The following is a 12,234-nucleotide window of genomic DNA, read 5'->3' on the forward strand; positions in this document are numbered from 1 at the left end:
AAGCCAGACGGGCACCAAGGGACGATCTAGGAGACCGATGTCTTTCCGCACGACTTCCGCCATTGACTACGTCGAGGACGTCTCACCGGGCAGCGGGTCGCTCCCGCCACGCGCCCGGTACGCGTCCTCGGACGCGCGGTCCTTGTCACTGAACGGCAGTTGGCGCTTCCGTCTGTCCCCCACCGCCGACGCCGAGGACGACTCGTTCGCGGCGGAGGGGTTCGATGCCGGGGACTGGGCCGAGGTGTCCGTCCCCGGCCACTGGGTCCTCCAGGGGCACGGCTCACCGATCTACACCAACCACCTCTACCCGTTCCCGGTCGACCCGCCGCGCGTGCCGACCGGGAACCCGACCGGCGATCATCGGCACACCTTCGACCTGCCGTCCCACTGGCCCTCGGACGGCGGGGCGGTGCTGCGCTTCGCCGGGGTCGAGTCCTGTGCCCGGGTCTGGCTGAACGGCACCGACATCGGGGAGTTCAAGGGGTCACGGCTGCCGCACGAGTTCGCGGTCGGCCATCTGCTCAAGCCGGGCGGCAACGTGCTGGCGGTCCGTGTCCACCAGTGGTCGGCGGGCTCGTACCTGGAGGACCAGGACCAGTGGTGGCTGCCGGGCATCTTCCGGGACGTCACGCTCCTGCACCGCCCGGCGGGCGGCGTCCTCGACTTCTTCGTGCACGCCTCGTACGACCACGTCGAAGGCCTCGGGACCCTGCGCGTCGACTCCGACGTCGACGGCCGGGTCACCCTGCCCGGCCTCGACATCGATGTCGCGACCGGCGAGTCGGTCACCGTCCCGGTGCGGCCGTGGACGGCCGAGACACCCCAGCTGTACGACGGTGTGCTCGCGACCGAGGGCGAGCGCGTCGCGCTGCGCGTCGGCTTCCGCACGGTCGCCCTGGAGGACGGCCTGCTCAAGGTCAACGGCACGCCCCTCCTCTTCAAGGGCGTCAACCGGCACGAATGGCACCCGGAGCGGGGCCGCGCCCTGGACCTGGAGACGATGCGCGAGGACGTGCTGCTGATGAAGCGGCACAACATCAACGCGGTGCGCACCTCGCACTATCCGCCGCACCCCGCCTTCCTCGACCTGTGCGACGAGTACGGCCTGTGGGTCGTCGACGAGTGCGACCTCGAGACGCACGGCTTCACCGAGCAGGACTGGCGCGACAACCCCGTCGACGACGACCGCTGGACCCCGGCCCTGCTCGACCGGGCGGCCCGCATGGTCGAGCGCGACAAGAACCACCCCTCCGTCGTCGTCTGGTCCCTCGGCAACGAGGCCGGCACCGGACGCGGGCTGACCGCCATGGCCGAGTGGATCCGCGGCCGCGACGACTCACGCCTCATCCACTACGAGGGTGACATCGACTGCCGTGACACGGACGTCTACTCGCGGATGTACGCCGACCACGCCGAGGTCGAGACGATAGGCCGCGGCCTTGACGGCGGCACCCACAAGCGCCGGGGACTCCCGTTCATCCTCTGCGAGTACGGGCACGCCATGGGCAACGGTCCCGGCGGCATCGCGGACTACCAGCACCTGTTCGAGTCGTACGACCGCATCCAGGGCGGCTTCATCTGGGAGTGGATCGACCACGGCATCAGGGACGAGCGGTACGGGTTCGCGTACGGCGGCGACTTCGGCGAGGAGCTGCACGACGGGAACTTCGTCTGCGACGGGCTGCTCTTCCCGGACCGGACCCCGTCCCCGGGGCTGATCGAATACAAGAAGGTGATCGAGCCGGTCCGGATCGTCGGCGACGGGGCCGACGGGACCGTGCGGGTCACCAACGGCTACGACTTCGCGGATCTCTCCGCGCTGGCCTTCCAGTGGTCCTACCAGGTCGACGGGGAGACCGTCGAGGCGGGCGTCCTGTCGGTGCCGGAGCTCGCCCCGGGCGAATCGGCGGACGTGAAGCTGCCGGATCCGCCGACCGGTCCACGGGGTGGGGAGACCCAGTGGACGGTACGGGCGACGCTCGCGGCCGACACCGCCTGGGGGCCGAAGGACCACCTGGTGGCCTGGGCGCAGTTCCCGCTCTCGGCGCGGCCCCTGACCGCCGTGGCGCAGAGCGACGGTCCGGTCCTCGGCGAGGGGCAGATCACCCTGGGCCCGGCGGCCTTCGACGCCCGTACGGGTGCGCTGCGGTCGATCGGCGGGGTCGATGTCAGGGGGCTGCGTCTGGACGTGTGGCGTGCGCCGACCGACAACGACAACGGGGCGGCCTGGCAGCCGGATCAGCGCTTCGGCCCGCTCTGGCGGGAGCTGGGCCTGCACCGGATGCAACACCGGCTGGACTCGGTTGAGTTGGGCGACGACGCCCTGACCGTACGGACCCGGGTGGCGCCCGCCGCCCGCGAGGTGGCCCTGCGCACGGTCTACCGGTGGACGTCCGACGGGACGCGTCTGCGGCTGACCGTGTCCGTGGCGCCCGAGGGCGACTGGAGGCTGCCGCTGCCCCGGCTCGGGATCCGGCTGGGGCTCGCGGGCTCGGTGCACGGGGCGAGGTGGTTCGGCGGCGGCCCAGGCGAGGCCTACCCGGACACCAAGTCGGCTTCCATGGTGGGGCGCTGGGAGTCGACCATCGACGGGCTCCAGACGCCGTACGTCCGTCCGCAGGAGAACGGCGCCCGGGCCGACGTCCGCTGGGTGGAGATCGGCGGGCTGCGGGTCGAGGGCGAGCCGGAGTTCTGGTTCACCGCGCGCCGCTGGACGTCGGAGCAGCTCGACGCGGCCGAGCATCCGACCGATCTGTTGGCCGGCGACACGGTCTGGGTCAATCTCGACCACGGGCAACAGGGCATCGGCTCGCAGTCCTGCGGTCCGGGCGCGCTTGAGCAGTACCAACTGCGGCCCGCGCCCGCCGAATTCACGTTCCACTTCTCGGAGATCCATGGCTGACACCCTCACGAGGACCGCGGCCGGTCGGCTCTTCAGCCGACCGGCCGCGGTCGCGTCGTGTATCGGATTCGTCCTCATCGGCATGCTGCAAGCGCTCTACGGCCCGGCCGTCCCGGGCCTGCGCGCGCAGTACGGCCTCTCCCCCTCGGCGGCGGGCCTCGGCCTGAGCCTGCACTTCACCGGTGGCGTCGCGGGCGTCCTCGCCTTCAACGCAATCCATTCCAGGATCTCCAACAGGGCGCTCCTGTCGGCCAGTTACGCGCTGATGGCGGCGGGCGGCGCGGGCTTCGCGCTCGCTGCGAACTGGCCGCTGGCGCTCGCCGCCGCCTTCCTCGGCGGCCTCGGCTTCGGCGGCATCGACTACGGCCTCAACCAGCTGTTCGCGGTCGGCTTCGGCGACCGTTCGACGGCCATGCTGAACGTCCTCAACGCACACTTCGGCATCGGTGCGGTCCTCGGCCCGGCGCTGGTCGCGTGGCTGGGGCCCGACGACTACCCGTACGCCTTCGGTACGTGCGCGGTGCTCGCGGGGGCGCTGATCCTGTGCACGGGAGGGGTCCGCAGCGAGGCGCCGCCCCTCTCCCCGGCCGAGCGGCCCGCCGCTTCCGGTGGTCTGCTCTCCCGCGTCCTGGTGGGCTTCCTGCTCCTCTACATCCTGAACGTCGGCGTCGAGGCGGGCGTCGGCGGCTGGGAACCCACCCATCTGGAGACCGTCGGCTACAGCGCGACGGTCGCCGCCTCCGCCACCTCCGTCTACTGGCTGATGATGACCGCGGGCCGCTTCCTCGTCGTCCCGGTCACCCTGCGGTACGCGCCCGAGCGCATCCTCGCGGTCTGCGCGGCCGGGATGACCGCGTGCCTGCTGCTGGCGCTGATCCCCGGAGCGGCGCCGGTGGCGTACGCCGGTGTGGGCCTGTTCATCGCGCCCGTCTTCCCGACCGGCCTGCCGTGGCTCAACAGGGCCCTCCCCCAGGCGAAGAGGGCCGGGGCCTGGGTGATCGCGGCGTCGATGATCGGCGGGGTGGCGGCTCCTGCGCTGCTCGGCGTGGGCATCGAGGCGTCGGGGATCCACGCCGTCCCCTGGCTGCTGACCGCCCTGTCCGCGGCCTCGCTCGTGGCCACCCTGTGGCTGATCGCACTGACCCGGAAGGCGTCCGTATGAGCGGCAGCATCCAGGTCCGGGGGTTGTCCCGGACCTTTCACACCACCGTGCGCCGTCCGGGCTTCGCGGGCGCGCTCAAGTCCCTCGTCAAGCCCGAGCGGGTCGCGAAGGAGGCCGTCTGCGACGTCACCTTCGAGGTGGCGCCCGGCGAACTGCTCGCGCTGCTCGGCCCGAACGGCGCCGGCAAGTCCACCACCATCAAGATGCTCACCGGCATCCTCACCCCGACCTCCGGCGAGGCGCGCGTCGCGGGCGTCGTCCCGTACCGGGAGCGCGAGCGCAACGCGCGCAACATCGGGGCGGTTTTCGGGCAGCGCACCCAGCTGTGGTGGGACCTGCCGGTGCGTGAGTCCTTCGCGATCCTGCGGGACATCTACGGGGTGCCGGAGCGTGAACACCGCGTCCGGCTCGGCGAGTTCGACGAGCTGCTCGCCCTCTCCTCCTTCTGGGACACCCGCGTACGCCATCTCTCCCTCGGCCAGCGGGTGCGCTGCGACCTCGCCGCCGCGCTGCTGCACGACCCGCCCGTGGTGTTCCTCGACGAGCCCACCATCGGCATGGACGTGGTGGTCAAGGAACAGGTGCGCGGCTTCCTCAAGCACCAGGTGGAGGAGCGCGGCCGGACCGTGCTGCTGACCACGCACGACATGACGGAGGTCGAGCGGCTCGCCGAGCGGGTCGTGCTCATCAACCATGGGCGGCTCGTCCTCGACGGCACCCTGGACGAGATCAGGCGTAGGTTCGGCTCGACCTGGCAGGTGCGGGCCACGCTCGCCGATCCACAGGCGGCGATCGCCCCGCCGCCGGGCATCGCACTGCTGCGCCGCGAGGGTCCCCAGGTGGTGTTCGGACCGGACGGGCCCGGCGCCCCGACGGTCCACCAGGCGCTCAAGCAGGTCGTCGAGCGGTACGAGGTGACCGACCTCGCGATCGACGAGGCGGACCTGGAGGACGTGATGCGGGCGGCGTACGTCCAGGCGGAGGCCGCGTGAGCGCGACCGTCCCCGGCGGCTGGCGGGCCGCCCGGGTCACCCCGCTCGGCGAGCTGCACACCCCGCCCCGGATGACCGCCGCGCTGCTGCGCCTCGTCGTGCAGGTGGTGCTGGTGGCCTCGCTGTGGCGCGGCCTGTACGCGACGACCGGCACCACCGCGGGCCTCACCCGCGACCAGGCCGTCACCTACGCCGTGCTCGCCGTACTGGCCACCCGGATCAGGGCGTTGGACCAGTACTCGGGCCGGGACACCGTCCAGCAGCACATGCACTTCGGCACCATCGTGTACTGGTATCTGCGCCCGCTGCCCCCGCAGCGCTACTACGCGTTGCGGGCGCTCGGCGAGCAACTCTACGGATTCGTCTGGGCGTTGACCGGATACGCGGTGTGTCTGGCCGTCGGGTTCGTCCAGCCGCCCGGGTCGGCCGTCGCGGCGGCGGTGTTCGGGCTGAGTGTGCTGCTCGGCCAGTGGGTCCTGTACTACGTGATGCTGGTCATCGACCAGCTGTGCTTCTGGACGCTCCGCAACGGCGCCGCGATCCTCATCCTGGTCTTCGCACAGAACCTGCTGTCCGGGGTGTACGCGCCGCTGTGGTTCTTCCCCGACTGGTTCATCACGCTCAGCCGCTTCCTCCCTTTCCAGGCGACGCTGAGTGTGCCGCTGTCGCTGTACGTCGGCCGGATCCCGGTGTCGCAGGCGGGCCCTCAACTCGCCCTGCAGGCCGCGTGGGTGGTGGCCCTCGCCCTGTTCACCCGGCTGCTGTGGCGTCGCGCCGCCCAGCGCGTGATCTCGCAGGGAGGCTGAGCATGACGGACGGACTGGACATGCCGCGCAGGCCGAACACGACAGACAGGCTCGGCACATCACTGAAATCCCTGCGGATCGTGTGGCGCATCACGCGTCTCAACTTCCGCGCGCAGCTGGAGTACCGCTCCGAGTTCCTGCTGATGATCGCCATCGGCGCGATCTGGCAGGTGTCGGTGATCGTGTTCGCTACGGTGCTGCTCACCCGGTTCACCGGGATGGGCGGCTGGGCGAGCCAGGACGTGCTGCTGATCGCGGCGACGCGGATGCTGGCGCACGGTCTGTTCGTGCTCTTCCTGGGTCGGGTGCACGGACTGGCCCGGCACATCCAGGAGGGCGTGATCGACACGTATCTGGTCCGCCCGATGCCGGTCCACCGGCAACTCCAGCTCTCCGTCTTCCCCACGAACGCGATCGGCGACCTGACGGTGGCGACCGGGCTGATGGTGGGCGCGCTGACCCGCAGCCAGCTGGACTGGAACGCGGCCCGGATCTCGTACCTCGTCGTCTGTGTGCTGGGCGGGATGCTCCTGGAGGCGGCCCTGTTCACGGCGGTGGCCTGCGCCTCGCTGCGCTTCCCGGCCGCCGACTACTGGGGGCGCTGGCTGGAGGAACTGCTCGGCACGTTCGGCAGCTATCCGCTCAACGTGCTGCCGCGCGCGGTCGGCGGTTTCCTCACCTTCGGGCTGCCGCTGGCCTTCGTCGCCTACTTCCCGGCCGCCGTACTGACCGGACACGGCGGCGACTCGGGGGTGCCGTACTGGCTGGCGGCGGCCTCACCGCTGGTGGGGCTGCTCGCCTATCTGGGCGCGCGACTGCTGTGGCGCTGGAGCCTCGGCCACTACTCCGGGGTCAACGGCTGACGACCGGTGCGCCGGCCCCGTCCGTACGGGGCCGGCGCACCGGGGTGAGCAGGGCCAGTACGGCGACGAGCACGCAGCAGGTGCCCGCGACCACGCCCACCACCGCCGTGCCGTGGCGCCCCGCGGCCCAGGTGAGGACGGCCGCGCCGGCCGGGGCCGCCGAGTAGTGCAATGTCCAGAACGCCGAGGTGACCCGCCCGAGCAGATGCTCCGGAGTCACCTCCTGCCGCAGCGACATGGAGCACGTGCCCGCCACGCTCCCGAAGCCCAGGAAGACCGCGGTCAGGGCGGCGACGGCCGGCACGCTGCGGGCCCAGCCCAGACCCGCCAGCGCGCATCCGCACACCGCCACCGAACCGATCCAGGTCGGGCCGAAGCCCAGGCGTCGGCGCACCCGGGCGACCATGAGCGCCCCGGCGATCGTGCCGAGCGCGCCGACCGCGAACACGGTGCCGACCGCGGCGTCGTCGCGGCCGAGATCGTGCTTGAGGTGGTAGATCAACAGGTCGTTCAGTCCGAGTGTCAGGAAACTGAAGAAGGACAGCAGGACGGTCAGCACGCGCAGCACCGGATGCCGGACCAGGAAGGACACCCCGGCGAGCAGATCCGTCCACAGCCGCCGGACCGCTCCCGCTCCGGCCACGGGTCCCGGTGCGGGGCGTGTGGTGCCCTTGAACCGTACGAAGCCGACGCAGACGGCCGACACACCGAAGCTCGCCGCGTCCACGCCGACGGCGGCGGCCGGCCCGAACCACGCCGCCACCAGCCCCGCGCACACCGGACCGGCCACCCCGGCCGCCGCCGCGGTCGCGTTCAGCCTGCCGTTGGCCTCCGTGATCCGCTCGACGCCGACGAGGTTGCGGACGACGGTGACGTAGGCGACGGAGAACAGCATGCCGACGGCCTCGCACAGCGGCAGGACCACGTAGAGCAGCCAGATCCGCGGTCCGAAGACCCAGACCAGCGGAATCACCGCGTACAGCGCCATGCGGACCAGATCGCAGGTCACCAGCAGTTTCCTGCGGTCCACCCGGTCGACGACGACCCCGGCGAAGACCCCGGCCACGACCGAGGCCGCCCCGCCGACGGCCGTCAACAGGCCCATCTGCGCGACGGATCCGGTCGCGTGCAGCACGAGCAGCGGCAACGCGATCAGGGCGAAGGAGTCCCCGAGGACCGAAAGGGTCTGCGCGACCCAGAAGACACCGAAGTCACGGTCCCGCCGGAGCGGTTGCGGGGGCTCCTCGCCAACAGCGGCTTCCGCGGCCCGCTCCGAAGGCCTGGACTCTCTCCCGCGCCGCGCCCTGTACGTCACCGTGTCGGCCCCCGTCACCCGATCCACTCGGCGACCAGCCTAGACGGGACTGGATCTGCACAGCGAATGCGCAACTGCGGCACGGGTGCGTTCCGTTGGTACGGAATTGTCTTGTTCGGAGCTGCCGTGGCAATAGCTGTCGGCTTCCTGTGCGGGGCTACATGTAGAGAAGCCGCCCTCAATTCGTGTGCATGCGTGCATGGATGAGTAGCCGAACGTTTCAACTGCCGTGCCGGGAACAGCGACCGACTGGATGCCGGGCACTCTCCGTGATTTGATCCTTCGCGCCGACGGGATCGCGCCAAGACGTCCGGAAACGGATGGCGCGCGCCTGCGGTCGCGGCCCATCGGCTATCCCCAGCTTGGCCGCTCCCCCCTTGTGGAACATCCATACGAAGGGCAGATTCTTCATGAACTCCGCTCCCCAGGTTCAGACCCTTGAAATCTCTGACGCCGAGCTCGACACCGTCTCCGGCGGCCTGAGCCCGCAGGTCGGCATCGCCGCCGGCCCCACGGCGATCAGTAGCTCGGACCTCGTGGGTCAGTTCGGCGCAGTCAAGGACGAGGTCCTGGACACCGCCGGCCAGTACCACCAGGTCGGCGTGACCGTCTCCTTCTGATCGTCCGATCGCGGGACTTCCTCATCTCGGGATCGCTGACTCCGGCAGCCTGACCGCCGATCGGCGTCCACAGCGACAAGCCCCCTACCCGCGGATCTTCGCTGGTAGGGGGCTTGATCGTTAGGGGTTGCTTCTTCTTTCCCTGGGTCTTGTCAGGGATCTTGGTGACCTGGGTTTTTGCAGGTCAGGGCGGCACTGATCAGCTTCGATCGCACATCTGCAGGTCGAGCCGCCAGGTGGTGTCTTCACCGAGCCCGACGACCACGGCCTCGGACGCTCTCGGGGCGGACTAGCGCCACCGCGCGGTCGCCACGAGATGCGACAAGCTCGCCGTCCGCTACGAGACAACCGTGCTGGTCCCAGCCATCAACGAGTGACTGTGACCAGCACTTTCGAAACGCACCCTAGGTGCCGTTCGTCGTGCCGAAGGTCACCCGGTAGTAGCAGGCTCCCTTGCAGGGCATCGTCGCCCCGTCGTCGAAGGCGTAGGAGTAGGCGTAGGACTCGGCGCGCTTGAAGACCTGGGTGTAGTCGACCGGCCACTTGGACGGCACGCAGTTGTCGCGGCCCGCCCAGGCGCCGCGGCAGCAGTACGTGTCGCCGCCGAACGCCGCGCACGGCGGTTTGCAGCCGATCTCCCGGCCGCCCGCGAGGGCCTGCATCGCCTTGGGGCAGTTGACCTCCGAGGTACAGACGCCCTTGTAGCAGCCCGCGGAGCTGACCGGGTCGGTGGTCGTGGTGTGGGAGATGTTGATCCACATGGGCAGGTTGGAGCCGTCGACCATGCTGACGTCGTAGAAGTCCATGCCGGCGTACGCGTCGAAGGTGAACTCGCCGAGGGTGGTGGGCGGGTTGCCGCCGCTGCAGACGCTGGTGCAGTCGCCGGTCGCGCAGTAGCCCGCGGCCGTCCCGGTGCATCCGGTACGGCCCCAGATACGGCCGCCCCAGTTGTTCGCCACGGTCAGCGAGAGGCTCTGGCCGGGGGCGAGCTTGCGGCCCGCCGGGTAGACAGAGGTGTTGGTGACGATGGCCCAGACCGTCTTCTGGGTCTTGTTGACGACGGTGATCAGGCGTTTGCCCGCGGGTGCGGTGGCGGGCTGCTGGGTCTGGACCGGCTTGTCCGTCGCGGTGGTCGTCGGCTTCGGGGTGTTCTTCGGCGACGCCTTGGGCTTGGCCGAGGCGGAGGGCGAGGCGCTGTGGCTCGGCGAGGGCGACGGGGAGGGCGCCGAGGTGGTCGGTGTGCCGGACGGGAGGGCCGCAGCCGTCTGACGGTCCACCGTGCCCGCGGCGCCGATTCCGGACGACGGTGTCCACATGCCGTAGGTGATCAGTACGGTGACGGCCGTCGCGAGGGCGGCCGTGCCGGCGTACCACCAGCGGCGTCGCGGTGGTCTCGCGCCATGTCTCCTGCGTCCTCGTGCCATCCTTGTGCCTTCCTCGGGCTGTGCCAGATGTGTGCCTGCCTTTCGGTGACCTGGTCGACGAGGGCCGTACAACATAAATTGCGGAGCCGAACAGGTTTCGACGTCGGCCCGCCGGTTTTTCTGTTGTCCTCGTGTGCGTCGGGGGGTCTCCGTTCCGACAGCCCGACCCTGCACGGAGGAACAGACCCATATGCCCAAGATCCACCGGAGTGGACCCGGCCCAGGCGTGGTGACGGCCGCCCGCGCGGGTGACAGACCGGCCCTGGAGCACCTGGTGACCCAGTGCCTGCCGCTGGTCTACAACATCGTCGGCCGGGCCCTGAACGGTCACGCCGATGTCGACGACGTCGTACAGGAGACGCTGTTGCGCATGGTGCGGGGGCTGCCGAAGCTGCGGGATCCGTCGGCGTTCCGGTCATGGCTGGTCGCGATCACGATCCGGCAGGTACGGAACCGGGAGCAGTCGCGGGCCGCGGACCGGGACCGCAGGGCGCATCTGGACGACGCGGAGGCGATCACCGATCCCGCCCTGGACTTCGCCGGGCTGACCATCCTGCGGCTGGGTCTGACCGAGCAGCGCCGTGAGGTCGCCGAGGCGACGCGCTGGCTCGACCCGGACGACCAGGAGCTGCTGTCCCTGTGGTGGCTGGAGGAGACCGGCGAGCTGGAGCGCGCCGAGCTCGCCGGTGCGCTGGGGCTGTCCGGTCGGCATGCCGCGGTGCGGGTGCAGCGGATGAAGAAGCAGATGGAGGTCTCGCGGTGTGTGGTGCGGGGACTGGGGGCCGACCCGCGCTGTGCGGAGCTGGACGAGATCGCCTTGCCGTGGGACGGCACGCCGAGTCCCTTGTGGCGTAAGCGGTTCGGCCGTCACGTACGTGGCTGTGGGGTGTGCGAGGGCCTGGAGCGGGGGCTGCTGCCGATGGACCGGCTGCTGAGCGGCCTTCCGCTGGTGGCAGTGCCGGCCAGTCTCGATCCGGCGCGGGTGCTCGCCATGGCCGCCGGGGGTTCCGGTACGGCCACCGGGGGGCCCGGCTCGGCGACCGGGGGTTCCGGCTCGGGCGGTGCTCGTCGCCGACGGCACGGGCGTACCGGCAGGCGGGTGGTGAGCAAGCATGTGGTCGTGGGTGGCTCGGCGGCGGTCGCGGTCGTCGTGGCGGCCGCGCTGGTCGCCGCCCGGCTGACGGCCGGCCCGGCCACCCCGGTCGCGGAGACGGCCGCGCCGCCGACGCCGGTGGCGATCACGTCCGCCGGCCCGAGTCCCAGTCCCAGCCCGAGCCGTACGCAGTCGCCTTCCCCTTCGGCGTCCCCGAAGCGGACGGTGAAGCCGAGTCCCTCGAAGCACACGGCGGCCCCCGTGCAGGTCGCCTCCGGTGCCAAGAAGGGCGTCGGCGTGTGGACGTTCGGCGGGGTGAGCCAGGCGCTCGCCGCGAGCGGGGCGAGCTGGTACTACACCTGGAACACGCAGCACCAGGGCGTGACGACCCCGGGGTCGGCCTCCTTCGTGCCGATGATCTGGGGGGCCTCGTCCGTGACCGACGCGTCGCTGGCGCAGGCGCGCGCGGAGGGGCCGTACCTTCTGGGGTTCAACGAGCCCGACATGGCGCAGCAGTCGAACATGACCGTCGAGCAGGCGCTGGGGCTGTGGCCCAGGCTGATGGCGGCGGCCAAGGTGCTGGGCAGCCCTGCGGTGGCGTACGGCGCGGACACGGCCGGCGGCTGGCTGGACCGGTTCATGTCCGGGGCGAAGGCGAAGGGGTACCGGGTCGACTTCATCACGCTGCACTGGTACGGCGGCGACTTCCGCACCCCGCAGGCCGTGCAGCAGCTGACGTCGTACCTGTCCTCGGTCTACGAGCGGTACCACAAGCCGATCTGGCTCACCGAGTACGCGCTGATCGACTTCTCCCAGGGGACCCGTTTCCCGTCCGCGCAGCAGGAGGCGGACTTCGTCACCGCGTCCACCAAGGCGCTGGACGCGCTGCCGTACGTTCAGCGCTATGCGTGGTTCGGGCTGGGCGCGGACCCGGCGAAGCCGAGCAGTGGGCTCTTCACGAACGGTACGACGGCCACGGCGGCGGGCCGGGCCTTCCAGTCCGCGCGCTGAGCGGAGGGGGCTAGGGCCGGTGCGGTGGTCACCGGCCCCAGCC

The 12,234-nt window shown here is 70.9% G+C and carries 9 protein-coding genes; 7 read left to right on the forward strand and 2 right to left on the reverse strand.

Features of this window, described 5'->3' with window-relative positions; translation table 11 throughout:
- The first annotated feature begins 37 nt into the window (after positions 1–37).
- From AQJ27_RS30875 to AQJ27_RS30895, 5 genes are all read left to right on the forward strand, one after another.
- The gene (locus tag AQJ27_RS30875; protein ID WP_067375711.1) at positions 38–2,905 is read left to right on the forward strand and encodes a glycoside hydrolase family 2 TIM barrel-domain containing protein; all 2,868 of its coding nucleotides are present in this window, start codon (positions 38–40) and stop codon (positions 2,903–2,905) included.
- The gene (locus AQJ27_RS30880; RefSeq protein ID WP_067375713.1) at positions 2,898–4,067 is read left to right on the forward strand and encodes an MFS transporter; all 1,170 of its coding nucleotides are present in this window, start codon (positions 2,898–2,900) and stop codon (positions 4,065–4,067) included. The genes AQJ27_RS30875 and AQJ27_RS30880 overlap by 8 nt, the downstream gene beginning before the upstream one ends.
- Complete coding sequence (locus AQJ27_RS30885; RefSeq protein ID WP_067375715.1) at positions 4,064–5,059, forward strand: ABC transporter ATP-binding protein; 996 nt, start codon at positions 4,064–4,066, stop codon at positions 5,057–5,059. Before AQJ27_RS30880 ends, AQJ27_RS30885 begins: the two co-directional genes overlap by 4 nt.
- 71 nt (positions 5,060–5,130) lie before the next feature.
- Positions 5,131–5,865 (forward strand): ABC-2 family transporter protein, encoded by a 735-nt coding sequence (locus AQJ27_RS30890; RefSeq protein ID WP_079065397.1) that lies wholly within the window; start codon positions 5,131–5,133, stop codon positions 5,863–5,865.
- Between the two features lie 20 nt (positions 5,866–5,885).
- Positions 5,886–6,728: an ABC transporter permease gene (locus AQJ27_RS30895; protein ID WP_067375985.1), complete on the forward strand. Its 843-nt coding sequence runs from the start codon at positions 5,886–5,888 to the stop codon at positions 6,726–6,728.
- On the opposite strand, the gene AQJ27_RS30900 is transcribed toward AQJ27_RS30895, so the two are convergent.
- Positions 6,718–8,061, reverse strand: coding sequence for an MFS transporter (locus tag AQJ27_RS30900; protein WP_235613782.1), 1,344 nt, complete (start codon positions 8,059–8,061; stop codon positions 6,718–6,720). The two genes, AQJ27_RS30895 and AQJ27_RS30900, sit on opposite strands and share 11 nt — an antisense overlap.
- A 392-nt stretch (positions 8,062–8,453) precedes the next feature.
- Between AQJ27_RS30900 and AQJ27_RS30905 the strand changes: the two genes are divergently transcribed.
- Entirely contained in the window at positions 8,454–8,663 is a 210-nt protein-coding gene (locus AQJ27_RS30905; protein WP_067375719.1) for a hypothetical protein, read from the forward strand.
- Positions 8,664–9,067: 404 nt separating this feature from the next.
- Here the strand turns inward: AQJ27_RS30905 and AQJ27_RS30910 are convergent, their stop codons facing one another.
- Positions 9,068–10,087: a thaumatin family protein gene (locus AQJ27_RS30910; RefSeq protein WP_079065376.1), complete on the reverse strand. Its 1,020-nt coding sequence runs from the start codon at positions 10,085–10,087 to the stop codon at positions 9,068–9,070.
- 190 nt (positions 10,088–10,277) lie between these two features.
- Here AQJ27_RS30910 and AQJ27_RS30915 point away from each other — a divergent pair, with 190 nt between their 5' ends.
- Complete coding sequence (locus AQJ27_RS30915) at positions 10,278–12,191, forward strand: sigma-70 family RNA polymerase sigma factor (RefSeq protein WP_067375721.1); 1,914 nt, start codon at positions 10,278–10,280, stop codon at positions 12,189–12,191.
- Positions 12,192–12,234: the final 43 nt, after the last annotated feature.

The organism is Streptomyces olivochromogenes (assembly GCF_001514115.1).
GTDB lineage: Bacteria > Actinomycetota > Actinomycetes > Streptomycetales > Streptomycetaceae > Streptomyces > Streptomyces olivochromogenes.

Coding starts and splice junctions, on each gene's coding strand:
- AQJ27_RS30895 (WP_067375985.1), top strand. CDS start 5,886: ATGCCGCGCAGGCCGAACACGACAGACAGGCTCGGCACATCACTGAAA.
- AQJ27_RS30880 (WP_067375713.1), top strand. CDS start 2,898: ATGGCTGACACCCTCACGAGGACCGCGGCCGGTCGGCTCTTCAGCCGA.
- AQJ27_RS30910 (WP_079065376.1), bottom strand. CDS start 10,087: ATGGCACGAGGACGCAGGAGACATGGCGCGAGACCACCGCGACGCCGC.
- AQJ27_RS30875 (WP_067375711.1), top strand. CDS start 38: ATGTCTTTCCGCACGACTTCCGCCATTGACTACGTCGAGGACGTCTCA.
- AQJ27_RS30890 (WP_079065397.1), top strand. CDS start 5,131: ATGACCGCCGCGCTGCTGCGCCTCGTCGTGCAGGTGGTGCTGGTGGCC.
- AQJ27_RS30885 (WP_067375715.1), top strand. CDS start 4,064: ATGAGCGGCAGCATCCAGGTCCGGGGGTTGTCCCGGACCTTTCACACC.
- AQJ27_RS30905 (WP_067375719.1), top strand. CDS start 8,454: ATGAACTCCGCTCCCCAGGTTCAGACCCTTGAAATCTCTGACGCCGAG.
- AQJ27_RS30915 (WP_067375721.1), top strand. CDS start 10,278: ATGCCCAAGATCCACCGGAGTGGACCCGGCCCAGGCGTGGTGACGGCC.